Raw genomic sequence first — 26,669 nt, forward strand, 5'->3', positions numbered from 1 at the left:
GAGCAGCAGCCAGGAGGCGCCGGACTCGGCACCCGAGAGGAGTTCGGCGGCCGGGCCCTCGGCGCCGCCCGCGGCCCTGGCGAGCGAGGCGCCGACGTCGCCGCCGCACAGCACGTCGAAGCCGAGGGAGCGCAGCGGGCCGGCGACGGGGCCGCCGGCCTGGCCGTAGCAGACGTGCTGACCGGTGGTGAGCACGGTGTCCGCGGCCAGTTCGAGCGGGACGAGCAGGGCGGCGATGTGCCAGTACCCGCGCTCGCGACCGGCAAGGGCGAAGGCGAGCAGGAAGACCGCACCGGCCACCGCGGCGAAGGTGCCGATCGGCAGCGGGGCGCGGGAGAGCAGCACATGGGAACCGGCGGACAGCGTCACGACGAGTGCCGTGAACAGCAGTGCCCGCACCGCCCTCGGTGCCGTCGCCGCGATCTTCACTGGTCCTTGCCGGTCCTTCTCCGTGTCGTACGTCGACCGATTGCGTGCAGTGTCGCCCGCGAGTGTCCCACGGGTGCGAGTAAGCACGACCTCAAGGGTTCCTGTGAACGCCGCCCCGAGGAAGCCCTCGTACGGGAAGCGTCACAGTCCCGGGATGCGGCCGTTGCGGAAGAGGTCCACGAAGATCTGGTGGTCCTCGCGGGCCCGCGCGCCGTACGCATGCGCGAACTCGACGAGCAGCGGGGCGAATCCGTCCTCGTCCCCCGCGATCGCCGCGTCGATGGCGCGCTCGGTGGAGAACGGCACGAGCTCCGAGTGCCCGCTCTCGTCGTCCGCCGCGGCGTGCATCGCCGCCGTGGCCCGGCCGAGGTCGGCGACCACCGCGGTGATCTCCTCCGGGTCGTCGATGTCCGACCAGTCCAGATCCACCGCGTACGGCGAGACCTCGGCGACGAGCTGGCCCGCGCCGTCCAGCTCGGTCCAGCCGAGCCACGGGTCGGCGTGCGCCTGCAGCGCGCGCTGCGAGAGCACCGTGCGATGGCCCTCGTGCTGGAAGTACCCGCGGATCGCCGGGTCCGTGACATGCCCGGAGACCGCCGGGGTCTGGGCCTGCTTGAGGTAGATCACCACGTCGTTCTCCAGGGCGTCGCTCGGGCCCTCCAGGAGGATGTTGTACGACGGGAGACCGGCAGAGCCGATACCGATGCCGCGGCGGCCGACGACGTCCTTCACGCGGTAGGAGTCGGGGCGGCTCAGGCTCGACTCGGGCAGGGTCTCCAAGTACCCGTCGAAGGCGGCCAGGACCTTGTACCGGGTGGCCGCGTCCAGCTCGATCGCACCGCCGTCCGGGCTGAAGCGGCGCTCGAAGTCGCGGATCTCCGTCATCGAGTCGAGCAGCCCGAAGCGGGTCAGCGAGCGGGCCGTGCGCAGCGCGCCGAGCAGCGGGCCCTCGGCGGTGTCCAGGGTGAAGGGCGGCACCTCGTCGTCCTTGGCGCCGGTGGCCAGGGCGTGGATGCGCTCCCGGTACGCCGTGGCGTAGGTGCGGACCAGGTCGGTGATCTGCTCGTCGCTGAGCGCCTTCGCGTAGCCGATCAGGGCGATGGAGGCGGCGAAGCGCTTGAGGTCCCAGGTGAAGGGGCCGACGTAGGCCTCGTCGAAGTCGTTCACATTGAACGTCAGGCGGCCCTGGGAGTCCATGTACGTGCCGAAGTTCTCCGCGTGCAGGTCGCCGTGGATCCAGACCCGGCCGGTGCGGTCGTCCAGGAACGGTCCGCCGTGCTGCTCGCGCTCCAGGTCCTGGTAGAACAGGCAGGCCGTGCCGCGGTAGAAGGCGAAGGCGGAGGCCGCCATCTTCCGGAATTTGACCCGGAAGGCGGCCGGATCGGCGGCGAGGAGCTCGCCGAACGCGGTGTCGAAAATGCCGAGGATCTGCTCGCCGCGCTGCGCTGCGCCGGGCTGCGGGACCGACATCGCTGGGTGCCTCCTGGGAACGTGCCATCCGGATACGGGTGTGGCTCTCGTGGTCGGCGGACGCGCCGTCGCGTCCCCTCGGGAACAACGCACGACCGTACCGATGAGTGCCCGCCCGCGTGACCCGTATCCGTCCGAACTGTCGGTGGCGAGTCGTAGACTTCGTGGCCGAAACCCGAGTACGCCGCTGGAGGTCTCCCACCGTGTCCAAGCCGCCCTTCACGCACTTGCACGTGCACACGCAGTACTCGCTCCTGGACGGTGCCGCGCGGCTGAAGGACATGTTCAAGGCGTGCAACGAGATGGGCATGTCGCACATCGCGATGACCGACCACGGGAATCTGCACGGGGCGTACGACTTCTTCCACTCCGCCCAGAGCGCCGGTGTCACGCCGATCATCGGTATCGAGGCGTATGTGGCGCCCGAGTCGCGGCGCACCAAGCGGAAGATCCAGTGGGGCCAGCCGCACCAGAAGCGCGACGACGTCTCCGGTTCGGGCGGTTACACCCACAAGACGATCTGGGCGGCGAGCAGCACGGGGCTGCACAATCTCTTCAAGCTCTCCTCCGACGCGTACGCGGAGGGCTGGCTGCAGAAGTGGCCGCGGATGGACAAGGAGACCCTCGCCCAGTATTCCGAGGGCCTGATCGCCTCCACCGGCTGCCCCTCGGGCGAGCTGCAGACCCGGCTGCGTCTCGGCCAGTTCGACGAGGCCCTCAAGGCGGCCTCCGAATACCAGGACATCTTCGGCAAGGACCGCTATTTCCTGGAACTGATGGACCACGGCATCGAGATCGAGCGCCGGGTCCGCGACGGACTTCTCGAGGTCGGCAAGAAGCTCGGAATTCCACCCCTGGTGACGAACGACTCGCATTACACCTATGCCCACGAGTCGACCGCCCACGACGCACTCCTGTGCATTCAGACGGGAAAGAACCTCTCGGACCCGGACCGCTTCCGCTTCGACGGCACGGGTTATTACCTGAAGACGACCGACGAGATGTATGCGATCGACTCCTCGGACGCCTGGCAGGAGGGCTGTGCGAACACCCTCCTGGTCGCCGAGCAGATCGACACCACGGGCATGTTCGAGAAGCGCGACCTGATGCCCAAGTTCGAGATCCCGGAGGGCTTCACGGAGGTCACGTGGTTCCAGGAGGAGGTCCGGGTGGGCATGGCCCGCCGGTACCCGGGCGGTGTCCCCGAGGACCGCCAGAAGCAGGCCGAGTACGAGATGGACACCATCATCTCGATGGGCTTCCCCGGATACTTCCTGGTCGTCGCGGACTTCATCATGTGGGCCAAGAAGCAGGGCATCGCGGTCGGCCCCGGCCGAGGCTCCGCGGCCGGCTCGATCGTCGCGTACGCGATGGGCATCACCGACCTCGACCCCATCACCCACGGCCTGATCTTCGAGCGCTTCCTGAACCCGGAGCGCATCTCCATGCCCGACGTCGACATCGACTTCGACGAGCGCAGGCGCGTCGAAGTCATCCGGTACGTCACGGAGAAGTACGGCTCGGACAAGGTCGCCATGATCGGCACCTACGGCAAGATCAAGGCCAAGAACGCCATCAAGGACTCGGCCCGCGTGCTCGGTTACCCGTACGCGATGGGCGACCGCCTCACCAAGGCGATGCCTGCGGACGTCCTCGGCAAGGGCATCGACCTGGACGGCATCACCAACCCGGAGCACCCGCGCTACAGCGAGGCGGGCGAGATCCGCGGGATGTACGAGAACGAGCCGGACGTCAAGAAGGTCATCGACACCGCCAAGGGCGTCGAGGGCCTGGTCCGTCAGATGGGTGTGCACGCGGCCGGCGTGATCATGTCCAGCGAGCCCATCGTGGACCACGCACCGCTGTGGACCCGGCACACCGACGGCGTCACCATCACGCAGTGGGACTACCCGCAGTGCGAGTCGCTCGGCCTGTTGAAGATGGACTTCCTCGGCCTGCGCAACCTGACCATCATGGACGACGCCATCAAGATGGTGCAGGCCAACAAGGGCGTCGACCTGGAGATGCTCGAGCTCCCGCTCGACGACCCGAAGACCTTCGAACTGCTCTGCCGCGGCGACACCCTCGGCGTCTTCCAGTTCGACGGCGGCCCGATGCGCTCCCTGCTCCGCCAGATGCAGCCCGACAACTTCGAGGACATTTCCGCCGTCTCGGCCCTGTACCGCCCGGGCCCGATGGGCATGAACTCGCACATCAACTACGCGGAGCGGAAGAACGGCCGCCAGGAGATCACCCCGATCCACCCGGAGCTCGAGGAGCCGCTGAAGGAGACCCTCGGTCTGACCTACGGCCTCATCGTGTACCAGGAGCAGGTGCAGAAGGCCGCGCAGATCATCGCCGGTTACTCGCTCGGCGAGGCCGATGTGCTGCGCCGCGTGATGGGCAAGAAGAAGCCCGAGGAACTGGCGAAGAACTTCGTCCTGTTCCAGGAGGGCGCCCGCAAGAAGGGCTTCTCCGACGCGGCGATCCAGGCACTCTGGGACGTCCTGGTCCCCTTCGCCGGATACGCGTTCAACAAGGCGCACTCCTCCGCGTACGGCCTGGTCACCTACTGGACCGCCTACCTCAAGGCCAATTACCCGGCCGAGTACATGGCGGCCCTGCTCACTTCGGTCAAGGACGACAAGGACAAGTCCGCGGTCTACTTGAACGAGTGCCGCCGCATGGGCATCAAGGTCCTCCCTCCGAACGTCAACGAATCGGAGCAGAACTTCGCCGCCCAGGGCGACGACGTCATCCTCTTCGGCCTCTCCGCAGTGCGGAACGTGGGGACGAACGTGGTGGATTCGATCATCCGCAGCCGCAAGGCCAAGGGCCGCTACGCCTCGTTCCCCGACTACCTCGACAAGGTCGAGGCCACCGCGTGCAACAAGCGCACCACCGAATCGCTGATCAAGGCCGGCGCCTTCGACACGATGGGGCACACCCGCAAGGGCCTCACCGCCCACTACGAACCGATGATCGACAACGTGGTGGCGGTGAAACGCAAGGAGGCCGAGGGCCAGTTCGACCTCTTCGGCGGCATGGGCGACGATGCGGCCGACGAGCCGGGCTTCGGGCTCGACGTGGAATTCACGGACGAGGAGTGGGAGAAGACGTATCTCCTCGCCCAGGAGCGCGAGATGCTCGGCCTGTACGTCTCCGACCACCCGCTCTTCGGTCTGGAGCACGTCCTGTCCGACAAGGCGGACGCCGGCATCGGACAGCTCACCGGGGGCGACTTCGGGGACGGCGCGGTGGTGACGATCGGCGGCATCATCTCGGGCCTGCAGCGCAAGATGACCAAGCAGGGCAACGCCTGGGCGATCGCCACCGTCGAGGATCTGGCCGGCTCCATCGAGTGCATGTTCTTCCCGGCGACCTACCAGCTGGTCTCGACCCAACTCGTCGAGGACGCCGTGGTGTTCGTCAAGGGCCGGCTCGACAAGCGCGAGGACGTACCGCGCCTGGTCGCCATGGAACTGATGGTCCCGGACCTGAGCAACGCGGGTACGAACGCCCCGGTGACCATCACCATCCCCACCCTCAAGGTCACCCCGCCCATGGTCAGCCGCCTCGGCGAGATCCTCAGCCACCACCGGGGCAACTCGGAGGTACGGATCAGACTGCAGGGAGCGCAGAAGACCACGGTCCTGCGCCTCGACCGGCACCGGGTGCAGCCGGACCCGGCACTCTTCGGCGATCTCAAGGTGCTGCTCGGACCGTCCTGCCTGGCGGGCTGAGCCCGGGCCGCGTACGCAGACATGCGCGAGGGGCGCGTCCGGTGACGGACGCGCCCCTCGTCAGTGTCGGTGCGGTGCTGAGCCCTGGAGGCCTCTAGTTGTGGCCGAACTTCTTCTGCCGCTTGCTGCCGCCGGGAGCGAAGTCGGCAGGGCTCGCCTGGACCTCGGACTGCGCACCCTGCTGGGCGTCCGGGCGCTGCTGCTCGGTGCCGCGCTGCGACTGCTGCTGAGCGCGCTCCTGCGGACTGCCCTGCTTGCGATTCTTGTTCTTGGCCATGGTGATCTGCCTCCTGAGGGGGATCTAGGGGCCAGGGCCGGGACCAGATTCACATACGCCGGCATAGCGCGCATTTCAGAGAATTACCGTGCGTAATAAGGGCTGTCGGAGGGCGAGGAGGCGATACGCCACGCCGAAGATCGAGTTCCGGCCGTTAACCCTCGCGCAGTCGGGCAGACTCGAAGGTAACCCGGAGCAACCCGCCCCCGATTTCTGTATTCGGGGAGCCTTCAGGGAAAGAGGGTGGAACGCGTGGACCGCTGCGTCGTCCTGGTGGACGCCGGATATCTTCTCGGCGCCGCCGCCAGTCTCCTCGCCGGAGAACCCTCGAGATCCCGTATCACCGTCGACCACACCGCCCTCATCCACGGTCTGCGCGAGCGCGCCGAATCGGACACCGGGCGGCCGCTGCTGCGGATCTACTGGTTCGACGGCGCCCCCGACCGGGTGCCCCAGCCGGAACACCGCAGGCTGCGCGTCATGCCCCGGGTCACCGTCCGGCTCGGCGCTCTGACCAGGAGCGACGGGCGCTGGGCGCAGAAGGGCGTGGACGCCGCGATGCACGCGGAGCTCACCGAACTCGCCCGCAACCGCGCCTGCTCGGACGTGGTCCTGGTGACCGGCGACGGCGATCTGCTGCCCGGCCTGATGTCCGCGAAGGAACACGGAGTCGCCGTCCACCTGTGGGCCGTGCAGGCCGCCGACGGCGACTACAACCAGTCCGAGGACCTGGTCGCCGAGGCCGACGAGCGCCGCGTCCTCGACCGCGCCTGGATCACCCAGGCAGTCCGCGCCAAGGAGTTCGGCGGCGTCTGCGCCCCGACCACCGCCCCGCGCCCCGAGATCGCCGCGATCCTCTCCGCACCACTGCCCGAGTCCGCCCTCGCCGCCTCGGCCGAGCGGGCCACCGAGGAGCCGGCCGCCGCACAGAACGGCATCGCGCAGAACGGCCACGCGGCACCGCCCGGCGACCACTCGACCGCCGACCGCGCCACCCCGGCCAAGGGCGTCCCCACCCCCAAGGACCTCGCCGCCCTGCGCGGCCCCGGCCAGCACGGGCAGGCCGCACCCCACCCCGCCAACGCCACTCTGCGCTGGTCGTCCGAGAAGGGCTGGGTCGAGCGCTCCGGAGCACCGGGCGAGCCGGCCGACATCGCCGCGCTGCCCACCCTCGCCCAGCTCACCACCGCCGAGCAGCGCTGGGCGGACCGCGAGGAGGACATCACCACCGTCGGCGGCGACCCCTACGAGGTGGGGCAGGTCTTCGCCCGGCGCTGGATCGCCCGGCTGCCCGAGCCCGGATCCGTACAGAAGCTGTCCGGTATGTACCCGCGCATCCCGCATCGGATCGACGGTGAACTCCTGCGGTACGCGGCCCGGTTCGGGCTCCTTGCGCACAAGGACGACCAGATCGACGAGCACGACCGGTACGCGATCCGGGCCGGCTTCTGGCGCGAGATCGACGTCCCCACCACCGCCGAGCACGCTCCCGCGAGCGAATGACAGGTCCCGGGGCGGGGCACGCCCGTGCCCGGAGGGCGTATAGGCTCCCTCCTCGTGAGTACGCGCACGGGACCGGCGGAACACGACAGCGACGTCGTGTGCGCGGTGCGTGATCTGGTCAAGATCTACCCGGCCACCAAGGGCCGGCGCGGCGCACCGGGGCACCCCGAGGTGCGCGCCACCGACGGCATCGGCCTCGACGTACGGCGCGGCGAGATCTTCGGTCTGCTCGGTCCGAACGGCGCCGGCAAGTCCACCCTCGTACGCCAGCTCACCGGACTGATGCGTCCCGACGCGGGCAGCGTCCGGATCCTCGGCCACGACATCGTCCGGCACCCCGAGCGGGCCGCGCGGATCCTCGCCTATCTGGGCCAGGAGTCCACCGCGCTCGACGAACTCACCGTCTCGCTCGCCGCCGAGACCACCGGCCGGCTCCGCGGTCTCGACCTGCCCACCGCGCGCGCCGAGAGCCGCGCGGTCCTAGACGAACTGGGTCTGACACCGCTCGCCGGGCGGCCCCTGAAGAAGCTCTCCGGCGGACAGCGCCGCCTTGCCTGCTTCGCCACCGCCCTGGTCGGCGAGCGCACCCTGCTGGTGCTCGACGAGCCGACCACCGGCATGGACCCGGTGGCGCGCCGGGCGGTCTGGAGCGCCGTCGACCGGCGCCGGGCCGATCGCGGCACGACAGTCCTGCTCGTCACGCACAACGTCATCGAGGCCGAGACCGTCCTGGACCGGGTCGCCGTGCTCGAGGCGGGCCGCGTCATCGCCTGCGACAGCCCGGCCGGCCTGAAGGCGGGGATCGCCGGCGAGGTGCGGCTCGAACTCGTCTGGCGGGAGCACGCCCCGCTCGATGTGCCCGAGGTCGCCGCGCTGCGGGCATCTGCCCAGGAGTCCGGCCGCCGCTGGGTGTTGCGGTGCACGCCGGACGAGGCCCGTGCGGCGGTCGCCGCGGTGACCGGCGGGCGTGCCTTCGCCGCGCTCGACGACTTCACCCTGTCGACGCCGAGCCTGGAGGATGTCTATCTCGCGCTCGGCGGCGCTGCGAAGGGTCTGGTGAAGGCGTGACGGTCTACGACGGCGCGGGACGGCGCGGGGGCGAGGTGTCGGTGCTCGGCACCCGGGACGCCGTGGACGGCAGCGTCGTGGATCCGGCCGGATCGGCGGCCGCCGCTCTCGCCCCGCGCGCCCGCTTCGGGCCCGCGCTCGCCGCGGTCTACCGGGCGCAGCTGTCCCGGGCCCGGGTGGCCCGTATCCCGCTGCTCTTCGTNCGCTTCGGGCCCGCGCTCGCCGCGGTCTACCGGGCGCAGCTGTCCCGGGCCCGGGTGGCCCGTATCCCGCTGCTCTTCGTCGCGACCTTCCAGTCGATCGGGATCATGATCCTGATGCGCGGCGTCGTCGACGGCGGGGGAGAGGCGCGGGCCGTGGTGGCCGGTTCCGCCGTCCTGGTGGTCGCCTTCGTGGCGCTCAATCTGCTGGCCCAGTACTTCGGGCAGCTACGGGCCGCCGGTGGGCTCGACCACTATGCGACGCTGCCGGTGCCGCCCGCGTCGGTGGTGCTGGGGGCGGCCGGTGCGTACGCCTCGTTCACCGTGCCCGGCACTCTGGTGACGGCCGTCGTCGGCAGTCTGCTCTTCGGTCTGCCGCTCACGCATCTGTGGGTGCTGCTCGCGGTGATCCCGCTCGCCGGAGCGGCGCTCGCCGGACTGGGAGCGGCGCTGGGACTGCTCGCGCCGCGGCCCGAACTTGCCACCCTGCTGGGCCAGTTGGGCATGAGCGCGGCTCTGCTCCTCGGAGTGCTGCCGGCCGAACGGATGCCGGCCCTGATCGCCTTCGCACGCGATCTGCTGCCCTCGACGTACGGCGTCGAGGCCTTCGCGCGCACCTTCGACCGCAGCCCGGACTGGGGTGCCGTCGTCCTCGACCTGGGTGTCTGCGCGGCCGTCGGCGTGCTCTCGCTGACCGTCGCCACCTGGGCCTACCGGCGGGCCGCGGTGCGCTGAGCGGGCCCCGCGGCCACGATCGGCGGTCCCACCCCGTCCCGTCGGGCGGGTGCCTGGCACGATGGCAGGGTGACCGCACCGTTGACTCCTCCGCACCAGCCGCCCCCGAACGACCCGTGGGGCGCCCCGCCGCCCGGCGGCGCCGTACCGCCGTGGGCGCCGCAGGACCACGACGACCGGGACACGGCGGACGAGGTGCGCGACGGCGTGCTCGTCGCGCTCGGCGTGACCGTCAGCGGGGTGCTGCTCGGGCTGCTCTGGCTGTGGCTGGCGCCCCGGGTGCCGCTGGTGTCCAACAGCGAGGGTGTGTATCTGCAGGACATCGAGGGCGAGCAGGCGATCGGCGCCGACGGAACCTTCCTGCTCTGCGGCCTCCTGCTCGGCGCGATCAGCGGGGCGGTGGTCTTCCTGCTCCGCAAGAAGGGCGGCATCGCGGTCGCGGTGGGCCTTGCGGTCGGCGGACTCCTCGCCTCGGTGGTCGCCTGGCGGTTCGGCATCTGGCTCGGCCCCGGCAGCGATGTGGTGGCCCGTGCGAAGGAGGCCGGCATCGGCGAGGCCTTCGACGCCCCGCTCAAGCTCAACGCCAAGGGCGCGCTGCTCGCCTGGCCGGTGGCGGCGCTCGCCGTCCACCTCGGCGTCACGGCCCTGTTCGGCCCCCGCGACCCCGAGCTGATCCCCGGGATCCCGTACCCGGCGTACGGGCAGCAGGGCTGGGCGGCGTCCATGGGACACGGGCACCCCGGCGCGGGGCAGCCGCCGGCCGGGCAGCAGGCGGAGCCGGGCGATCGCAGTGCTGCGGGAGGCGACACGGGGGAGCGGGGCAAGGGCTGGCAGCGGCCTCCGGGATAGCGCCGCCCGGCTTCTCCGAGCGTCACCCGGCTGCGAAGGGCTGCCGGGTAACGCTCCGGTAACGGCGCCAGGTGCTGGGGCACCTACCGAGCTTCCTGGTCAGTACGACCGTTACCCCCGCAAGAAGGTTGCACCATCAATCTATTGAACCTTCGGAAATGACCTTCCTAGCGTGAGGTGAACATGTACTGAACCCAGAAAGATGGTCGGCGCCATGCCCCGAGAGATACCTCCGCTCAGTGAGGTACGAAGCATCACCCACAAGAAGCGCGACGCCTGGTGGACCGTGATGCTGGTCGATCCGGTCGCCACGCCGCTGGTGCGGCTGACGGTCCGATGGACACGCATCACTCCCAACCAGATCACCTGGGGCGCGCTGCTCCTCGGCCTGGTGTCGGCGGCCTGCTTCGCGATGGGGGAGTGGCGGTGGCTGATCGCCGGAGCCGTCCTCTACCACCTGAGCTTCATCCTGGACTGCATGGACGGCAAGGTCGCCCGTCTGACCGGACAGGGTTCCGTCTTCGGCGCCTGGCTCGACTACATCTTCGACCGCATCCGTGTGATGGCCTGCGCCGTGGCCCTGATGGCCGGGCAGTACCACCGCACCGAGGACATCGTCTACCTCTGGCTCGCGGTCGCCGTCGTCTTCCTGGACGGCCTGCGGTACATCAACTCGCTGGAGATCTTCAAGACCCGGCACACCATGCGCAAGCAGATCAAGGCCCGGATGCGGGCGGCACGACGGGCCGAGAACGAGGCGGGCATCGCCTTCATGGAGGACCTGCTGCGGGCCAACCCCGAGGCGGACGTCGAGCAGGATCTGCGCGGGGCCTCCGCCGCTGCGCGCAGCGCCGAGTACGACGGTCCGGAGGGCGCACAGCCGGAGCACTCGCCGGAGCCGGGTGAACCGACCGGGGACGCGACGCCGAGGCAGACCAAGGCCCAGGTCGTCGATCTGCACCAGGAGTTCCGCAGCCGCTTCCCGATCTATCTGCGCTTCCGCTCCTTCCTGCTGCGGCACCGCATCCGTACGCACCTGATCAGCGGCATCGAGTTCCAGATGGCCGTCTTCATCGTCGGACCGCTGATCGGCCAGGTGATCGGGGCGACCGTGGTGGCGGGCGCACTGCTGCTCGTCTTCGAACTCGCCATCATCTACAAGCTGTTGCTGTCCACCCGGGACTTCGGCCGTACGCTCGACTCCTTCGAGAGCGAGGAGCAGCAGCGGGGCGATCTCTCCGCCGCCGCCTGACCTCAGGTCCGTCCGATCGGCGCGAGCACCGCGCCGGTCAGGCGGACCAGGTCGCCGGGCGCCAGTTCGACCTCCAGGCCGCGCCGGCCCGCGGACACCCAGACCGTCGTATGGGCCGCGGCCGAGTCGTCGACGACCGTGCGCAGCTGCTTGCGCTGGCCGAGCGGTGAGATCCCGCCCCGCACATAGCCGGTGGTCCGCTCGGCCGCCGCCGGATCGGCCATCGTGGCGCGCTTGCCGCGCACCGCCGAGGCCAGCGCCTTCAGATCGAGCGAACCGGCGACGGGCACGACCGCCACGGTCAGCTCGCCGTCCACGTCCGCCACCAGGGTCTTGAAGATCCGCTCCGGTGACACCCCCGTGGCCTCGGCGGCCTCTTCCCCGTACGAAGGGTGCGCGGGGTCGTGCTCGTACTGGTGGAGGGTGAAGGCGGTGCCGGCGGCGCTGAGGGCCACCGTGGCCGGTGTCCCGCCGGCCTGCTGCTGCTTCTTCTTCGACTTCTTCGCCAACTCGATGGATCCCTGTGTCAGTTGAGGCTGGTGGGCGAGCGGGTCAGCTCGACCGCGGGCAGCGAGGGCAGATGACGGAGCACGGCCGTCTCGCCGCGCAGCAGCTTCAGCTCGTCGCGCAGCCGCGAGGCGGTGTCCGGCGCCTGCAGGAGCCGCTGCTTGGCCGGCACGTCGAGCACCGCGGCGGCGGCCACCAGATACGACACCACGGACGGGTCGTCGGGCAGTTCGGCGCCGGTCGCGAGCGAGCGCTCGCGGGCTCCGGCGAGCCGCTTCTGGTACGCGCGGAAGGCACGCAGCACCCCTTCCGCGAGCGCCTCGGCGTCGTCGCCCGGCTCCTCCGGCAGCTCCTCGAGCTCCGCGGTCAGATACGGACCGGAGGCGTCCACGGACAGCAGCTGGACCCGGCTCGTCCCCGTGGCGAGCACCTCGAAACTGCCGTCGGCGCGCTCGCGCACGGTGGCCGCGTCCGCGATGCAGCCGGTGCGGTGGAAGGCGCTCAGCGGATCGTCGCCGAATCCGGCGGCCGGGCCCTGCTCGGGTGTCGCGGTGGGGTCGGGAAGTCCGGGCGCGGAGCGGGCGACCTCGTGGCCGTCCCGGATCGCCACGACGGCGAAGCGGCGGGGGTCGCCGGAGCCGTCGGGGTCGTCGGGGTCCCTGGGGTGGGCCTTCACGAGGTCGCGCATCATGGCGCGATAACGCTCCTCGAACACATTGAGGGGCAGTACGAGACCCGGGAACAGGACGGTGTTCAGCGGGAAGAGCGGAAGCCGGACGGTGGTCACGACCCTCAAGAGTAATGGCCGTCCCCGGCGTTCGAGCGGTCCCGTCCGCCGGGGCCGTTCCGGCCGCGCAGCGGGGTGGCGGAGGCCACCTGGAGGCGGACCCCGTCGCGGAGTTCCAGGAACTGGCCGAGCGGGTCGTCCGAGACCCGGTCCCACGGGAACGAGGTGGCCTGCGGCCCGATCAGCCGCAGTTGCTCCAGCGCCTCCGTCCAGCGGCCGAGCCTGACCAGGACGTAGGTGAGGACATTGCGGACCTCGGCGGGGTGCGGGTCGCCCGCGTCGTACGCGAAGGAGAGTGCGATCGCCAGATCGGCGGCGGCCTCCAGGCGGTCCCGGCCGACGGGGGACCGCGCGGGCAGCTCGCCGGCCCGGCCGGTGCCCGGGTCGGTGTCCAGGAGCAGAGCGAAGGCGGCCCGCACCGGCAGCGCCTGGACCAGCGACCCGGGCAGCGCGTCGGCCGCGGCGCGCTCGGCGAAGCGGAAGCACTCGCGATGCGATCCGTACCAGGCGGCGGAGAGGTACTGCAGGGCCGCGGTGTGGCAGCCGTAGTGGTGCGGCGAGCGGCGTACGGCCTGCTCCCAGATGCGGACGAAGTTCTCGTGCGGGGCGCCGGTGCCGCGTGCGTGGTCCAGGGCCACCCGCCACGGGACCGGGTCGCCGGGATCGCCCTCGGCGGCGACGGCGACCAACGGGGCGACCTCGCGCAGGAGTTCGGCGCGGGCCGGTGACTCCCAGCCGCGCCGGACCGCGAGTTCGGCCTGGACGAGCGCGACGTCCGGGTCGCCCGGTGAGGCCGAGCGCCACAGCTCGAACCACTCGGGGCGGCTGCGGGCGAAGGCGGCGAGCCGGACCGTGTAGCGGTCCCGGTTCTCCCATTCGGCGGCCTCCCGGCCGGCGGCGAGCAGCTTCGCCGCCGGCCCGTGGTCGCCGCGGCCCGCCGCCACGAGTGCGGGCGCGAGCCGTTCGTCGGGCGCGTCGAGAAGCACCTCGTCGTCGGGGGTCAGACCGGCGGCGAGCTGCGGGGCGTGTCTGAGCATCCGGGCGGTGGCCAGGAGGGCGCGCGGCAGAGGCATAGTGCCGACCATTGAAAACCGCAGGTGGGGCGCGGGCCAGGGGGCGGTCGGTGACGCTTTCGTATCGGCCTTGTGGGTTGCTTCGAGGATGGTCAAGAGCGGGCAAAGTCTGGCCCGGAGTGGCCGGATCTCAGCCCCGCCGCAGCAGCCGGGACGCGCCCGCGGCCACCGTGGTGGCCAGGATCCAGCCGAGCAGCACCAGGATCGCGCCGAGCCACTGCCACTGGTCCTCGAGGCGCCAATAGCCGCTCTGGCCCAGGTCGATGACCGGCAGGAGCAGGTCGAGGGCGAACAGCGCGGCGTTCCACTGCGGACTCTCGCCGTCCTTGATCTCGGGCGGCTGGTGCTGCGCGAAGACCAGCGCGCCGACCGCCCACAGGAACGCCATCCACACGGCCGCCCGGCCCGGCCGGTAGCCGTAGGCCACCGTCCAGTCCTGCACATGACCCCAGATCCTGCCCGGCACGGTCAGCGTCTCGCGGCGGCGGCGCTGCTTCGCGAGCAGCACCTCGCGGGCGTCCGCGTCCTCCCCGCTGTTGCGCAGCACGGAGGCCAGCATCTCGTACGGCTCCGGGCTGTACTCCGGAGTGGCCGCGGCGACCCAGCCGATGCGCCGGACCAGCGGAAAGCTGCCACTGGGGATGAGGTTCTCGTACGAGAAACCGGCGACGCTCAGCCCGCCGGGGCCCGGCCAACTCGTCGATTTGTCGACCAGATTGACCACCTTGGCGCCCGACAGGACCACCTTGCCGCGCTGTGGCCGCTCACCGAGGAAGCGGAGCTCCGGCACCTGGATGCGGCGCAGCGAGACCTCCTGCTCGTTCTCCATCACGAAGCGGGCCTTCTCCAGATCGACCGCGTCGCCGAACCGCCCGTCGTTCAGGCGTATCCCGCCCTGGCACTCGAAGCGCTGCACCCGTACCCCGCGCGCGGGCGTCGCGCCGCCGGTCACCTGCGGATTGCTGAGCGCCGCCGGCGTCATGTAGAGGGTGCGCTCCACGGTCAGCTGCGGGGCGTTCAGCGCCATGCTCCCGTACGGATTGCTCAGGGTGCTGCCGCGCAGGCTCAGCGAGACACCCACCTGGGCGCCGCGCAGGCTGATCTCCCCGTGCGACTCCATCAGTTCGGCCTGCAGGTCCTGGGCGACGGTGAGGCCGTCACCCATCACCGAGCGGCCGCGCCGGTCGCGGTGCACCACGGCCTGATTGAGCAGCAGATCGGTGCCGATGTGGGCGTCGGTGAGGCGGATCCCGCGGTGCACATGGCAGCGCGGCAGATGCAGATCGCCCTCGGTGTGCAGCCGGGCCGCCTCCAGACGCGGGATCGAGCAGTTCAGCAGGCGCAGTGTGCCGAAGCGGCTCTCCGGGAGCAGTACCTCGTTCTCGAAGCGGCAGCCCTCCATCTCCACGTACGGCGTGACCGAGCCGCCCGCCACATCGAGGGTGCCGGTGATCTGGATGCCCCTGAGCTTGATCGAGGACACCCGGCCGTGCAGCGCGGGCGGACCGTCCAGCATCAGCAGGCAGACCACCCGGGCCCGGACGCTGCGCTCCGCTCCCCAGGGGCGCCCGCCGTGCGGATCGTCGATCTCCGGGTCGCCGACCGTGCCGTCGAAGCGGCTGCCGTTGCGGAACGCCTGCCACATGTACATCTCGGCCGCGGTGAATCCCAGACTGTCCGGCGGGTCGCCGCCCTGCCCGTCGTCGTCCACTGCCGCATGACCTCCCCGTGCTGCTGCTTCCCGCGGCCCGCGCCCGCGGCTGCTCCGACCCCGTTCATGCCCGCTCGGTGACCGCCTGAACGCTAGTGGTGAACTGTGACGGCAGGGAATACGTGGGGATGGATCAAGCCGCCTGCCGGTATCCGCGTACGGACGGTGCGCGGCTACCGGCAGGCGGCCCGCGTCACCGCACGTATCAGCGGCCGTATCAGCCCGTGATACCGGCGACCGGCGGCCGCGCCAGGTCTGCGAGAATTGGCCGCGTGATCTCCCGAATCGATCTGCGCGGCGACGCCCTCCCCGAGGGCGCGGCCCTGCGCGACCTGCTGCCCCGAGCCGACTTCGACGTGGCCGCCGCCCTGGACAAGGTGCGGCCGATCTGCGAGGACGTACATCATCGGGGAGACGCGGCGCTGATCGACCTCGCGGCGAAGTTCGACGGGGTGACCCTGGACGCGGTGCGCGTCCCCGCGGCCGCGCTCACCGAGGCACTGGCCGGAATCGACCCCCGGGTGCGCGCCGCGCTCGAGGAGTCCATCCGGCGCGCCCGCCTCGTGCACGCCGAGCAGCGCCGCGACCCGAAGACCGTCCGGGTCGTCCCGGGCGGCGAGGTCACCGAGAAGTGGGTGCCGGTCGACCGCGTGGGCCTCTACGCCCCTGGCGGCCGCTCCGTCTACCCCTCGTCCGTGATCATGAACGCGGTCCCGGCGCAGGAGGCCGGCGTCCCGTCCATCGCGCTCGCCTCCCCGCCGCAGGCGGAGTTCGGCGGCCTCCCGCACCCGACGATCCTCGCGGCCTGCGCCCTCCTCGGCATCGACGAGGTGTACGCGGCGGGCGGCGCGCACGCCGTGGCGATGTTCGCGTACGGCACCGAGTCCTGCCCGCCGGCCAACATGGTCACGGGACCGGGCAACATCTGGGTCGCCGCCGCCAAGCGCTACTTCACCGGCCGTATCGGCATCGACGCGGAGGCAGGACCGACCGAGATCGCGGTGCTCGCCGACGACACCGCAGACCCGGCGCATGTCGCCTCCGACCTGATCAGCCAGGCCGAGCACGACCCGCTGGCCGCGGCCGTCCTGGTCACCGATTCGCTCGCCCTCGCCGACGCGGTCGAGAAGGAACTTCAGCCGCAGGTCGCCGCCACCAAGCACGTCGAGGACCGGATCGCCCCGGCCCTCGCCGGCCGGCAGTCCGCGATCGTCCTGGTCGACGGACTCGAGGAGGGCCTGAAAGTCGTCGACGCGTACGGCGCCGAGCACCTGGAGATCCAGACCGCCGACGCCACCGCCGTGGCCGGCCGGGTGCGCAACGCGGGCGCGATCTTCGTCGGTCCCTGGGCGCCCGTCTCGCTCGGCGACTACTGCGCCGGCTCGAACCACGTGCTGCCCACCGGCGGCTGCGCCTGCCATTCCTCCGGCCTGTCCGTGCAGTCGTTCCTGCGCGGCATCCACATCGTGGACTACTCGCGGGACGCGCTCGCCGAGGTCGCGCCGTACGTGGTGACGCTCGCCGAGGCCGAGGACCTGCCCGCGCACGGCGCCGCGATCAAGGCCCGATTCGGCTGGAAGGTGCCCGGACAGTGAGCAGTGCACGACCCGTCGGCATCGACGATCTCCCGATCCGCGACGAGCTGCGCGGCAAGTCCCCCTACGGCGCACCCCAGCTCGACGTCCCCGTACGCCTGAACACCAACGAGAACCCGTACCCGCTGCCCGAGCCGCTCGTCGAGCGGATCGCCGAGCGGGTCCGCGAGGCCGCGCGCACCCTCAACCGCTACCCGGACCGGGACGCGGTCGAGCTGCGCACCGAACTGGCCCGCTACCTCACCCGCACCGGCAAGCACCCCCTCGAGGCGGCGAACGTCTGGGCGGCGAACGGCTCCAACGAGGTCCTGCAGCAGCTCCTGCAGACCTTCGGCGGCCCCGGCCGCACCGCGATCGGCTTCGAGCCCTCGTACTCGATGCACTCACTGATCTCCCGCGGCACCGGCACCGCCTGGATCTCCGGACCCCGACGCGACGACTTCACCATCGACGTGGAGCTCGCCGAGAAGGCGATCGCGGAGAACCGGCCGGACGTCGTCTTCATCACCTCGCCCAACAACCCGACCGGTACGGCCGTGGAACCCGAGACCGTCCTCGCGCTCTACGAGGCCGCGCAGGCGGCGAAGCCGTCGATGGTGGTGCTCGACGAGGCCTACGTCGAATTCAGCCACGGCGACTCGCTGCTGCCGCTGCTCGAGGGCCGGCCGCAGCTCGTCGTCTCGCGCACCATGTCCAAGGCCTTCGGCGCCGCCGGACTGCGCCTCGGCTATCTCGCCGCCGACCCCGCGGTGGTGGACGCGGTCCAGCTGGTGCGCCTGCCGTACCACCTCTCCGCCGTCACCCAGGCCACCGCACTCGCCGCGCTCGAGCACACCGACACCCTCCTCGGGTACGTCGACCAGCTCAAGCAGGAACGCGACCGGGTGGTCGCCGGACTGCGCGAGGCGGGCTACGAAGTGACCACCTCCGACGCCAACTTCATCCAGTTCGGCCGCTTCGAGGACAGCCACACCGTGTGGCAGCAGATCCTCGACCGCGGCGTCCTGGTCCGTGACAACGGCGTGCCCGGTTGGCTGCGGGTCACCGCCGGCACCCCCGCAGAGAACGACGCATTCCTCGATGCGGTACGTGAACTCAAGAAGGAGCAGCGCGCATGAGCCGCAAGGGCCGCGTGGAACGCACGACCAAGGAGACCGGAGTCCTCGTCGAGATCGACCTGGACGGCACCGGAAAGGTCGATGTGTCGACCGGAGTGGGCTTCTACGACCACATGCTGGACCAGCTCGGCCGGCACGGTCTGTTCGACCTCACCGTGAAGACCGAGGGCGATCTGCACATCGACTCGCACCACACCATCGAGGACACCGCCCTCGCTCTCGGCGCCGCCTTCAAGCAGGCGCTCGGCGACAAGGTGGGCATCTACCGCTTCGGCAACTGCACGGTGCCGCTCGACGAGTCCCTCGCCCAGGTCACCGTGGACCTCTCCGGCCGCCCGTATCTGGTGCACACCGAGCCGGAGAACATCGCGCCGATGATCGGCTCCTACGACACCACGATGACCCGGCACATCCTGGAGTCCTTCGTCGCCCAGGCCCAGATCGCCCTGCACGTGCACGTCCCCTACGGGCGCAATGCGCACCACATCGTCGAGTGCCAGTTCAAGGCCCTCGCCCGTGCGCTGCGCTACGCCAGCGAGCGCGACCCGCGCGCGGCCGGCATCCTCCCGTCCACCAAGGGCGCGCTGTGAACGGCCTGTCGACCGTCCTGATCGTCGTCGGTCTCTTCCTGGTCGGCGGCATCGTCTCCTTCGCCAAGCAGAAGATGCCGACCGGTCTGATCGTGCTGCTCTCCATCGGTGCCGCGATGTGCCTGCTCGCCGGCATTCTCCGTCTGGAGGTGTGGAATTGACCTCCGCTCCCGCCAAGAAGGTCGTCGTCCTCGACTACGGCTTCGGCAACGTACGCTCAGCCGAGCGTGCGCTCGCCCGGGCCGGCGCCGAGGTCGAGATCACCCGTGACTACGACCGGGCGATGAACGCCGACGGGCTCCTCGTCCCCGGCGTCGGCGCCTTCGCCGCCTGCATGGAGGGCCTCAAGTCCGTCCGCGGCGACTGGATCGTGGGCCGTCGCCTGGCCGGCGGCCGTCCGGTCATGGGCATCTGCGTCGGCATGCAGATCCTCTTCGCCCGCGGCATCGAGCACGGCGTCGAGGCCGAGGGCCTGGACGAATGGCCCGGCACCGTGGGCCCGTTGAAGGCCGACGTCGTCCCGCACATGGGCTGGAACACGGTCGAGGCACCGCCCGGCTCCCAGCTCTTCGCCGGGCTCGACGCCGACGCCCGCTACTACTTCGTGCACTCCTACGCCGTGCACGACTGGTCCCTGGAGACCGGCAACCCCGCGATGCGGGCGCCCATGGTCACCTGGGCCACGCACGGCGAACGCTTCGTGGCGGCCGTGGAGAACGGCGCGCTGTGGGCCACCCAGTTCCACCCCGAGAAGTCCGGCGACGCCGGTTCCCAGCTCCTGACCAACTGGATCGAGACCCTCTGATGGCCAAGCTCGAACTTCTGCCCGCCGTCGACGTCCGCGACGGCCAGGCCGTCCGCCTGGTGCACGGCGAGTCCGGCACCGAGACCTCCTACGGTTCGCCCCTCGACGCGGCCCTCGCCTGGCAGTCGTCCGGCGCCGAGTGGCTCCATCTCGTAGACCTGGACGCGGCGTTCGGCACCGGGGACAACAGGGCGCTGATCGCCGAGGTCGCCGAGAGCGTCGCGGGCAACGGCATCAAGGTCGAGCTCTCCGGCGGCATCCGCGACGACGACACGCTCGCCGCCGCCCTGGCCACCGGCTGCACCCGGGTCAACCTCGGCACCGCCGCCCTGGAGACCCCCGAGTGGGTCGCCAAGGTCATCGCCGAGCACGGCGACAGGATCGCCGTCGGCCTGGACGTGCGCGGCACCACCCTGCGCGGCCGCGGCTGGACCCGCGACGGCGGCGACCTCTACGAGACGCTGTCCCGTCTCGACTCCGAGGGCTGCGCCCGCTACGTCGTCACCGACATCGCCAAGGACGGCACCCTCAAGGGCCCCAACCTGGAGCTCCTGCGCGGTGTCTGCGCCGCCACCGACCGCCCGGTCGTCGCCTCCGGCGGCGTCTCCTCGCTCGACGACCTGCGGGCCATCGCGGAGCTCGTACCGCTCGGCGTGGAGGGCGCGATCGTCGGCAAGGCGCTGTACGCCAAGGCCTTCACCCTCGAGGAGGCACTGGAGGCCGTGGCCGCATGAGCGACGTACGACGCGTGCAGAGCGGCAGCCCCTGGGAGGACGCCTACGGGTTCGCGCGCGCCGTGGCGGCGGGGGACCGCGTCGTGGTCGGCGGCACCACGTCCTTCAAGGGCAAGGTGCTGCACGGCGAGGGCGACCCGTACGAGCAGGCGCGGGTCGCCATCGCCAACGGCCTCGAAGCGATCGGGGAGTTCGGGATCGGCGCCGAGTCGGTGATCCGGACCCGCATCTTCCTGACCCATGCCCGGGACGTCGACGCGGTGGGCCGCGCGCACCGCGAGGCCTTCGACACCGTACGGCCGGTGACGACCTTCGCGGTCGTGAGCGGCTTCGTCGACTCGCGCATCCTGGTCGAAGTCGAGCTGGAAGCCTTCCGGGCACCTGCCGCGGGCGGTCTTGAGGAGCACGAGGAGATCGAGCAGTCATGACCCTGGCGGTCCGAGTCATCCCCTGCCTGGACGTGGACAACGGCCGGGTCGTCAAGGGCGTCAACTTCCAGAACCTGCGGGACGCCGGCGACCCGGTCGAGATGGCCAAGGTCTACGACGCCGAGGGCGCCGACGAGTTGACGTTCCTGGACATCACCGCCTCGTCCGGTGACCGCGAGACGACGTACGACGTGGTCCGCCGCACCGCCGAGCAGGTGTTCATCCCGCTCACCGTGGGCGGCGGCGTACGCACCACCGAGGACGTGGACAAACTCCTGCGCGCGGGCGCGGACAAGGTCGGGGTCAACACCGCCGCCATCGCGCGGCCCGACCTGATCCGCGAGATCGCCGAGCGCTTCGGCCGGCAGGTGCTCGTCCTGTCCGTGGACGCGCGCCGCACCGAGTCCGGATCGTTCGAGGTCACCACGCACGGCGGCCGCCGCTCCGCGGGCATCGACGCGGTCGAATGGGCCCAGCAGGCGGCCGAGTTGGGCGCGGGCGAGATCCTGCTCAACTCGATGGACGCGGACGGCACCAAGGACGGCTACGACCTGGAGATGATCCGGGCGGTACGACGGCACGTCACCGTCCCGGTCATCGCGAGCGGCGGCGCGGGCCGGCTCACCGACTTCCCGCCGGCCGTCGACGCCGGCGCGGACGCGGTGCTCGCCGCGTCGGTGTTCCACTTCGGCGATCTGCGGATCGGCGAGGTCAAGCAGACGCTGCGCGAGGCGGGACGCCCCGTCCGCTGAACGGCGCACGGGCGGGCGCGAGGTGCGCCCGCCCCAGCCCGTCACTCCTTGCTCAGCGCCGCCACCAGGCCCGCCGCCACCGGTACCGCGATCCCGTGCCGGTCCGCCGCCCGCAGCAGCGCACCCCCGATCGCATCCAGCTCGAGCGGCCGCCCGGCCTCCGCGTCCTTCTGCATCGACGAGCGCATCCCGGACGGGGCGGCGTCGAACTGGCCGATCAGGGCCGTGGTGTCGATCTCCGCACCCTCGGCGGCCGCCACCCGCGCCAACTCCTCGACCAGCGCGAGCAGTTCGTCCCGCCGCTCGGCACGTACCGCCCCGACGGTCCCCCGGTACCGGGTGGTCAGCAGGGCCATCGGCAGCAGGAACGACAGCTTGCTCCACAGCATCGCCGTCTCGTCCTCGCGCACCCGCGCCGCGAATCCGGCCGCCCGCAGCACGTCACCGAGCGCCGCCACCCGCTCGGCCGGAGCGGTCGCACCGGCCAGCTCGATCATCGCGAAGGGGCTGGAGTGCTCGATCACCCCGGGTGCCGTACGCGTGGACTCCACCCGGATCGTCGCGGCCGCCACCTGCTCGGGCGGGTAGGTCGCACGCAGTACGTCCACGTGCTCGACACCGTTCAGGAGCGGCACCACCAGGGCGTCCCCGAGTGCCTCCCGCGGCATCCGCTCGAGCGCGGACCGCAGACCGGTCTCCTTCGGCGTCACGAGTACCGCGTCGACCCGCTCACGCAGCAGCGTGTCCGCCGCCACCGGCACCTCGAAGTCCCCGAACTGCCCACTGCGCACGGTCAGTCCGCCCGATCCGAGCGCCGCGGCCGTCTCCTCGCGGGCCAGGCAGATCACCCGGTGCCCCGCCCTGGCGAGCAGTCCCGCGGCAAGCCCGCCGACACCGCCCGGGCCGAGCACGGCCACCGTCCATGGTCCTGAAGTCGTCGTCATGGCGGCACCCTGTCACGGGCTCGCGCACAGGCCGCCGTCAGGTCCGGTCCTCGGACCCCTGTACGTCAGCCGACCTGGATCAACTGGACGAGATTGCCCACCGTGTCATCGAGCACCGTCGTCAGCACCGGGCCTTCCTGGTGGGGCTCCTGGGCGAACTGCACGCCGAGCCCGGTGAGGCGCTCGTACTCGCCCCTGACGTCGTCCACCGACAGGACGATGCAGGGCAGTCCGGCATTGCGCAGGGCGGTCGTGTACGTCCGCGCGACGGTGCTGTCCCCGGGCTCGAGCAGCAGCTCCAGATCCCGCTGGGCGCCCGCCGCGCCGACCGTCACGAACGGTGTCCCGTCGCCCATGTCCAGATGGTTGCGCGTCTCGAAGCCGAGGACCTCGGTGTAGAAGGCGTGCGCCTTGCCGACGTCCTTGACGTACACGCTGGTCATGGCGACCTTGATCATGGTTCGGCGTCCGGGTCGGGGTGTCAGAGTCCGAGCTGCTTGGCGGCGCCCAGCTTGTCCACGGCCTCCTTGTCGCCCTCGATCTCCACCCGGGCGACGTCCTGCCGTCCGAAGGCGAACATCGTCAGCTCGCCGGGCTCCCCGGTCACGGTCACCACGGGAGCGCCGCGGTGGGCGACCGCGGTCTGCCCGTCCGGCCGGCGCAGCACCAGGCCCACCGGCGCCTTGCGGCCGAGCACCCGCGCGGACTTCTCCAGGCGGGACCAGAGGGCGTCGGCGAAGACCTGGTCGAGCTCGCGCGGCGTCCAGTCGGGCTGCGCCCGGCGGACGTCCTCGGCGTGCACATAGAACTCCACCGCGTTCGCCGCCTCGTCGACCTGCTTGAGGGACAGCGGCGAGAAACGGGGCGGACCGGTGCGGATGAGCTGGATCAGCTCCTCGTACGGCTTCGCGGCGAACTCCGCCTGCACCCGCTCCAGGCGGCTCTCCAGGGCCTTGATCAGGATCCCGCCCGCGGCGTCCGCCCGTCGCTCCCTGACCACCACATGGGCGGCCAGGTCCCGGGTGTTCCACCCCTCGCAGAGCGTCGGGGCGTCCGGTCCGGCCGCCTCCAACAGATCGGCGAGCAGGAGTCGTTCACGCTTCGCATGGGTCGACATGCCAGCCAGCCTACGGCGCGGCGGCCCGCACTGCCATGTCGCGCGTCCAGGTGCCGCCCGCCGCCATGGTGCCCGCCCCGCTGTCCGCCCGCTGTCCGCCGTGCGGACGGGACACCGCGCTGTCGTACCCATCACGCACAATGGGCCGCATGACCAGCACGCCCCGCAGTGACCTCGATCCCGCCGTTGCCGCCCGCCTCAAGCGCGGCGCGGACGGCCTGCTGCCCGCCATCGCCCAGCAGTACGACACCGGCGAGGTGCTGATGCTCGGCTGGATGGACGACGAGGCGCTGCACCGCACCCTGACCACCGGCCGCTGCACCTACTGGTCGCGCAGCCGCGGGGAGTACTGGGTCAAGGGGGACACGTCCGGCCACTACCAGTTCGTGAAGTCGGTCGCCCTCGACTGCGACGCGGACACCGTCCTGGTCAAGGTCGACCAGGTCGGCGCCGCCTGCCACACCGGCGACCGCACCTGCTTCGACGCGGACGAACTCCCGGTCAGCGCCCCCGCGGACATGGCCTAGGGTCGGCGGCCATGGATCTCGAGACCTTCCGCAAGCTGGCGGCCGACCGCCGCGTCATCCCCGTCAGCCGCCGGCTCCTCGCGGACGGCGACACCCCCGTCGGCCTGTACCGCAAGCTCGCCGCCGAGCGCCCGGGCACCTTCCTCCTGGAGTCCGCGGAGAACGGCCGGTCCTGGTCCCGGTACTCCTTCGTCGGCGTCCGCAGCCACGCCACCCTCACCGAGCGCGACGGCCGGGCGCACTGGCTCGGCACCCCGCCCGTCGGCGTCCCGCTCGACGGCGACCCGCTCGCCGCCCTGCGCGCCACGGTCGAGACCCTCCACACGCCGCGTGACCTAGGGGGTCTTCGGCGAGTTCCGCACGGCCCCCACGGCGCCCGGCACGCTCCCCCAGCCTCCGGCCGGGGGTACCCCCACTCGCCGCACCAGCCGAAGGCCCAAGTAGCTCCGCTACGAGAGCCTTCGTCCGGCACGCCGAGGGCACGCACCGAACACCGCGGGCACCGCACGGAACTCGCCGAAGACCCCCTGGGCGCCGAAGGCCTGCCGCCCTTCACCGGCGGCATGGTCGGTTATCTCGGGTACGACATCGTGCGCCGCCTGGAGAAGGTCGGCCCCGGCGAGCGCGACGACCTGAAGCTGCCCGAGCTGACCATGCTGCTCACCAGCGACCTCGCCGTACTCGACCACTGGGACGGCTCGGTCCTCCTGATCGCCAACGCGATCAACCACAACGACCTGGAGACGGGCGTCGACGAGGCGCACGCCGACGCCGTGGCCCGACTCGACGCGATGGAGGCCGACCTCGCCCGCCCGGTCCACTCGCCGCCCACTGCGCTGCCGCGCTCCGAGGTCCCCGAGTTCACCGCACGCTGGGGCGGCCCCGACTTCCGGGACGCGGTCGAGGACATCAAGGAGCGCATCCGGGCGGGCGAGGCCTTCCAGGTCGTGCCGTCACAGCGCTTCGAGACCCCCTGCGAGGCGAGCGCCCTCGACGTCTACCGCGTCCTGCGGGCCACCAACCCGTCGCCGTACATGTACCTCTTCCGCTTCGACGGCTTCGACGTCGTCGGATCCAGCCCGGAAGCACTGGTCAAGGTCGAGGACGGGCGGGCCATGGTGCACCCCATCGCGGGCACCCGGCCGCGCGGCGCAACCCCGCAGGAGGACACCGCACTCGGCGACGAACTGCTCGCCGACCCCAAGGAGCGCGCCGAGCACCTGATGCTGGTGGACCTGGGGCGCAACGACCTGGGGCGGGTCTGCCGCCCCGGCAGCGTAGAGGTCGTCGACTTCATGTCGGTCGAGCGGTACTCGCATGTGATGCACATCGTGTCGACGGTCACCGGGCAGGTCGCCGAGGACCGCACGGCCTTCGACGTACTGACCGCCTGCTTCCCCGCCGGCACCCTGTCCGGCGCCCCCAAGCCGCGCGCACTGCAGATCATCGACGAACTGGAGCCGAGCCGCCGCGGCCTGTACGGCGGCTGCGTCGGCTATCTGGACTTCGCGGGCGACTCCGACACCGCCATCGCCATCCGCACCGCGCTGCTGCGCGACGGCACGGCGTACGTGCAGGCCGGGGCCGGTGTCGTCGCCGACTCCGACCCGGTCGCGGAGGACACCGAATGCCGCAACAAGGCCGCCGCGGTCCTGCGCGCCGTGCACACCGCGAACCGCCTGACGTCCACGGCGGGCCGTGAGGGATAGTGGAGGGCGTGACTGCCGTACCGAACCCCCGTACCACCGCGACCGCCGTCGACCCCGACGCGCCGAGCGCTGCGGACGACGCGGCCGCCCCCACCTCCTCCGGCCGGCGCAGCCTGGCCGTGGCACTGTTCTCCGGCGCGCTCGGCGCCGCCGTGGTGCTGCTCGCCTCCCGGCAGACCTGGTCGGAAGGCGAGGCCGCCACGGCGGGCGGCGCGCTCCACCAGATCGTCAAGGGCAGTGATGTCACCGGTGCCCCGGCCGCGCTCGCCGTCGTCGGGCTCGCCGCCCTGGTCGCCGTCTTCGCGGTGCGCCGCACCGGCCGGATCCTGGTCTCCGCGCTGCTCGCGCTGAGCGGGCTCGGCACCGTCGCGGCCGCCCTGGCAGGCGCCGGCGACGACGCGGCCCTGGACGAGAAGGCCGCCACCGCCACCGGAGACGCGGCCGCCGGCATCGCCTCCGTCACCCACACCGCCTGGCCGTACGCGGCCGTCGCGGGCGGCGCCCTGCTGCTGCTCGCCGGCCTCCTCGCGCTGCGCTTCGGCGGCCGCTGGCCCGCGATGTCCGGCCGGTACGAGCGGGACGGCAGCCCGCGCCCGCGCATGGCACCGGCCCGGGTGGACCCCGACCGCCCCGAGGACCTGTGGAAGGCCCTCGACCGCGGCGAGGACCCGACGGGCTGACCGCTCCGGCCCACGCCGATCCGAGCGACAAGCCCCGGATGAGACGTCCGCCACCCCGGCGTCGAT

At 71.5% G+C, this 26,669-nt stretch carries 25 protein-coding genes and 3 pseudogenes; 18 read left to right on the forward strand and 10 right to left on the reverse strand.

The genetic code is table 11. The features are described from left to right. A pseudogene (locus DY218_RS14980) lies at positions 1–429 on the reverse strand (hypothetical protein); the annotation flags it as partial. A 141-nt stretch (positions 430–570) separates the two neighbouring features. Next, positions 571–1,899, reverse strand: coding sequence for a DUF2252 domain-containing protein (locus tag DY218_RS14985; RefSeq protein ID WP_128556521.1), 1,329 nt, complete (start codon positions 1,897–1,899; stop codon positions 571–573). Positions 1,900–2,102: 203 nt separating this feature from the next. Between DY218_RS14985 and dnaE the strand changes: the two genes are divergently transcribed. Further along, complete coding sequence (gene dnaE / locus DY218_RS14990; RefSeq protein WP_128556522.1) at positions 2,103–5,642, forward strand: DNA polymerase III subunit alpha; 3,540 nt, start codon at positions 2,103–2,105, stop codon at positions 5,640–5,642. Between the two features lie 94 nt (positions 5,643–5,736). Here the strand turns inward: dnaE and DY218_RS14995 are convergent, their stop codons facing one another. Beyond that, positions 5,737–5,919 carry a hypothetical protein gene (locus DY218_RS14995; protein WP_128556547.1) on the reverse strand — a complete coding sequence of 61 codons (183 nt, stop codon included), beginning with the start codon at positions 5,917–5,919 and terminating at the stop codon, positions 5,737–5,739. A gap of 252 nt (positions 5,920–6,171) precedes the next feature. On the opposite strand from DY218_RS14995, the gene DY218_RS15000 reads away from it, so the two are divergent. The 6 genes and pseudogenes from DY218_RS15000 (at position 6,172) to DY218_RS15020 (ending at position 11,526) form a co-directional block, all read left to right on the forward strand. Continuing rightward, positions 6,172–7,422: an NYN domain-containing protein gene (locus tag DY218_RS15000; RefSeq protein ID WP_128556548.1), complete on the forward strand. Its 1,251-nt coding sequence runs from the start codon at positions 6,172–6,174 to the stop codon at positions 7,420–7,422. 96 nt (positions 7,423–7,518) lie between these two features. Continuing rightward, complete coding sequence (locus DY218_RS15005; protein WP_128556549.1) at positions 7,519–8,490, forward strand: ABC transporter ATP-binding protein; 972 nt, start codon at positions 7,519–7,521, stop codon at positions 8,488–8,490. A 92-nt stretch (positions 8,491–8,582) separates the two neighbouring features. Next, positions 8,583–8,692: pseudogene (locus DY218_RS35835) on the forward strand (ABC transporter permease); the annotation flags it as partial. A gap of 1 nt (position 8,693) precedes the next feature. Further along, positions 8,694–9,425, forward strand: a pseudogene (locus tag DY218_RS15010) (ABC transporter permease); the annotation flags it as partial. 69 nt (positions 9,426–9,494) lie between these two features. Continuing rightward, positions 9,495–10,274: an ABC transporter permease gene (locus tag DY218_RS15015; RefSeq protein WP_199566738.1), complete on the forward strand. Its 780-nt coding sequence runs from the start codon at positions 9,495–9,497 to the stop codon at positions 10,272–10,274. Between the two features lie 214 nt (positions 10,275–10,488). Next, positions 10,489–11,526 carry a CDP-alcohol phosphatidyltransferase family protein gene (locus tag DY218_RS15020; protein WP_128556523.1) on the forward strand — a complete coding sequence of 346 codons (1,038 nt, stop codon included), beginning with the start codon at positions 10,489–10,491 and terminating at the stop codon, positions 11,524–11,526. 2 nt (positions 11,527–11,528) lie between these two features. Here DY218_RS15020 and ybaK read toward each other — a convergent pair whose 3' ends face one another. The 4 genes from ybaK to DY218_RS15040 form a co-directional block, all read right to left on the reverse strand. Further along, entirely contained in the window at positions 11,529–12,035 is a 507-nt protein-coding gene (gene ybaK / locus DY218_RS15025) for a Cys-tRNA(Pro) deacylase (protein ID WP_128556524.1), read from the reverse strand. 17 nt (positions 12,036–12,052) lie between these two features. After that, on the reverse strand, positions 12,053–12,820 hold the full coding sequence (locus tag DY218_RS15030; protein ID WP_128556525.1) for an LON peptidase substrate-binding domain-containing protein: 768 nt from the start codon (positions 12,818–12,820) through the stop codon (positions 12,053–12,055). Between the two features lie 5 nt (positions 12,821–12,825). Then, the gene (locus DY218_RS15035) at positions 12,826–13,905 is read right to left on the reverse strand and encodes a hypothetical protein (protein WP_128556526.1); all 1,080 of its coding nucleotides are present in this window, start codon (positions 13,903–13,905) and stop codon (positions 12,826–12,828) included. A 118-nt stretch (positions 13,906–14,023) separates the two neighbouring features. Then, on the reverse strand, positions 14,024–15,544 hold the full coding sequence (locus DY218_RS15040; protein ID WP_233521610.1) for an oxidoreductase: 1,521 nt from the start codon (positions 15,542–15,544) through the stop codon (positions 14,024–14,026). 332 nt (positions 15,545–15,876) lie between these two features. On the opposite strand from DY218_RS15040, the gene hisD reads away from it, so the two are divergent. Genes hisD through hisF form a run of 8 tightly spaced genes read left to right on the forward strand, consistent with a single transcriptional unit; the run spans position 15,877 to position 21,626 of the window. Continuing rightward, positions 15,877–17,199 carry a histidinol dehydrogenase gene (gene hisD, locus DY218_RS15045; RefSeq protein ID WP_128556528.1) on the forward strand — a complete coding sequence of 441 codons (1,323 nt, stop codon included), beginning with the start codon at positions 15,877–15,879 and terminating at the stop codon, positions 17,197–17,199. Continuing rightward, entirely contained in the window at positions 17,196–18,317 is a 1,122-nt protein-coding gene (locus DY218_RS15050) for a histidinol-phosphate transaminase (protein WP_128556529.1), read from the forward strand. The genes hisD and DY218_RS15050 overlap by 4 nt, the downstream gene beginning before the upstream one ends. Continuing rightward, positions 18,314–18,907: an imidazoleglycerol-phosphate dehydratase HisB gene (gene hisB, locus DY218_RS15055; RefSeq protein WP_128556530.1), complete on the forward strand. Its 594-nt coding sequence runs from the start codon at positions 18,314–18,316 to the stop codon at positions 18,905–18,907. Before DY218_RS15050 ends, hisB begins: the two co-directional genes overlap by 4 nt. Then, positions 18,904–19,068, forward strand: a complete 165-nt coding sequence (locus tag DY218_RS34555; protein ID WP_199566739.1) for a hypothetical protein — start codon at positions 18,904–18,906, stop codon at positions 19,066–19,068. The genes hisB and DY218_RS34555 overlap by 4 nt, the downstream gene beginning before the upstream one ends. Next, positions 19,065–19,712 (forward strand): imidazole glycerol phosphate synthase subunit HisH, encoded by a 648-nt coding sequence (gene hisH, locus DY218_RS15060; protein ID WP_407703628.1) that lies wholly within the window; start codon positions 19,065–19,067, stop codon positions 19,710–19,712. Before DY218_RS34555 ends, hisH begins: the two co-directional genes overlap by 4 nt. After that, a complete protein-coding gene (priA, locus tag DY218_RS15065) occupies positions 19,712–20,446 on the forward strand; it encodes a bifunctional 1-(5-phosphoribosyl)-5-((5-phosphoribosylamino)methylideneamino)imidazole-4-carboxamide isomerase/phosphoribosylanthranilate isomerase PriA (protein ID WP_128556532.1) in 735 nt (244 codons plus the stop codon). The genes hisH and priA overlap by 1 nt, the downstream gene beginning before the upstream one ends. Then, positions 20,443–20,874: a Rid family hydrolase gene (locus DY218_RS15070; RefSeq protein ID WP_128556533.1), complete on the forward strand. Its 432-nt coding sequence runs from the start codon at positions 20,443–20,445 to the stop codon at positions 20,872–20,874. Before priA ends, DY218_RS15070 begins: the two co-directional genes overlap by 4 nt. Then, on the forward strand, positions 20,871–21,626 hold the full coding sequence (gene hisF / locus DY218_RS15075; RefSeq protein WP_128556534.1) for an imidazole glycerol phosphate synthase subunit HisF: 756 nt from the start codon (positions 20,871–20,873) through the stop codon (positions 21,624–21,626). Before DY218_RS15070 ends, hisF begins: the two co-directional genes overlap by 4 nt. A gap of 41 nt (positions 21,627–21,667) precedes the next feature. Here the strand turns inward: hisF and DY218_RS15080 are convergent, their stop codons facing one another. The 3 genes from DY218_RS15080 to DY218_RS15090 all read right to left on the reverse strand — a co-directional run bounded on the left by DY218_RS15080 (position 21,668) and on the right by DY218_RS15090 (position 23,687). Continuing rightward, the gene (locus DY218_RS15080) at positions 21,668–22,570 is read right to left on the reverse strand and encodes a ketopantoate reductase family protein (RefSeq protein WP_128556535.1); all 903 of its coding nucleotides are present in this window, start codon (positions 22,568–22,570) and stop codon (positions 21,668–21,670) included. Positions 22,571–22,635: 65 nt separating this feature from the next. Next, positions 22,636–23,028, reverse strand: a complete 393-nt coding sequence (locus DY218_RS15085; protein ID WP_128556536.1) for a VOC family protein — start codon at positions 23,026–23,028, stop codon at positions 22,636–22,638. 23 nt (positions 23,029–23,051) lie between these two features. Further along, entirely contained in the window at positions 23,052–23,687 is a 636-nt protein-coding gene (locus tag DY218_RS15090) for a TIGR03085 family metal-binding protein (protein WP_128556537.1), read from the reverse strand. Positions 23,688–23,836: 149 nt separating this feature from the next. Between DY218_RS15090 and hisI the strand changes: the two genes are divergently transcribed. The 3 genes from hisI to DY218_RS15110 are packed head-to-tail and all read left to right on the forward strand — an operon-like array spanning position 23,837 to position 26,603. Then, a complete protein-coding gene (gene hisI, locus DY218_RS15095; protein WP_128556538.1) occupies positions 23,837–24,214 on the forward strand; it encodes a phosphoribosyl-AMP cyclohydrolase in 378 nt (125 codons plus the stop codon). Between the two features lie 11 nt (positions 24,215–24,225). Next, positions 24,226–25,923 carry an anthranilate synthase component I gene (locus DY218_RS15105; RefSeq protein ID WP_233521609.1) on the forward strand — a complete coding sequence of 566 codons (1,698 nt, stop codon included), beginning with the start codon at positions 24,226–24,228 and terminating at the stop codon, positions 25,921–25,923. Continuing rightward, entirely contained in the window at positions 25,923–26,603 is a 681-nt protein-coding gene (locus tag DY218_RS15110; RefSeq protein WP_128556539.1) for a TIGR02234 family membrane protein, read from the forward strand. The genes DY218_RS15105 and DY218_RS15110 overlap by 1 nt, the downstream gene beginning before the upstream one ends. The last annotated feature ends 66 nt before the right edge of the window (positions 26,604–26,669 follow it).

Source organism: Streptomyces triticagri (genome assembly GCF_003429565.1).
Taxonomy (GTDB): domain Bacteria; phylum Actinomycetota; class Actinomycetes; order Streptomycetales; family Streptomycetaceae; genus Streptomyces; species Streptomyces triticagri.

Excerpts from the sequence above, each read along its gene's own strand:
- DY218_RS15105 (WP_233521609.1), top strand. The coding sequence starts at position 24,226 with ATGGATCTCGAGACCTTCCGCAAGCTGGCGGCCGACCGCCGCGTCATC.
- priA (WP_128556532.1), top strand. The coding sequence starts at position 19,712 with ATGGCCAAGCTCGAACTTCTGCCCGCCGTCGACGTCCGCGACGGCCAG.
- DY218_RS14985 (WP_128556521.1), bottom strand. The coding sequence starts at position 1,899 with ATGTCGGTCCCGCAGCCCGGCGCAGCGCAGCGCGGCGAGCAGATCCTC.
- DY218_RS15035 (WP_128556526.1), bottom strand. The coding sequence starts at position 13,905 with ATGGTCGGCACTATGCCTCTGCCGCGCGCCCTCCTGGCCACCGCCCGG.
- hisI (WP_128556538.1), top strand. The coding sequence starts at position 23,837 with ATGACCAGCACGCCCCGCAGTGACCTCGATCCCGCCGTTGCCGCCCGC.
- DY218_RS15080 (WP_128556535.1), bottom strand. The coding sequence starts at position 22,570 with ATGACGACGACTTCAGGACCATGGACGGTGGCCGTGCTCGGCCCGGGC.
- DY218_RS15020 (WP_128556523.1), top strand. The coding sequence starts at position 10,489 with ATGCCCCGAGAGATACCTCCGCTCAGTGAGGTACGAAGCATCACCCAC.
- hisF (WP_128556534.1), top strand. The coding sequence starts at position 20,871 with ATGACCCTGGCGGTCCGAGTCATCCCCTGCCTGGACGTGGACAACGGC.
- DY218_RS14995 (WP_128556547.1), bottom strand. The coding sequence starts at position 5,919 with ATGGCCAAGAACAAGAATCGCAAGCAGGGCAGTCCGCAGGAGCGCGCT.
- DY218_RS15070 (WP_128556533.1), top strand. The coding sequence starts at position 20,443 with ATGAGCGACGTACGACGCGTGCAGAGCGGCAGCCCCTGGGAGGACGCC.
- DY218_RS15085 (WP_128556536.1), bottom strand. The coding sequence starts at position 23,028 with ATGATCAAGGTCGCCATGACCAGCGTGTACGTCAAGGACGTCGGCAAG.
- hisB (WP_128556530.1), top strand. The coding sequence starts at position 18,314 with ATGAGCCGCAAGGGCCGCGTGGAACGCACGACCAAGGAGACCGGAGTC.
- DY218_RS15040 (WP_233521610.1), bottom strand. The coding sequence starts at position 15,544 with ATGTACATGTGGCAGGCGTTCCGCAACGGCAGCCGCTTCGACGGCACG.
- DY218_RS15090 (WP_128556537.1), bottom strand. The coding sequence starts at position 23,687 with ATGTCGACCCATGCGAAGCGTGAACGACTCCTGCTCGCCGATCTGTTG.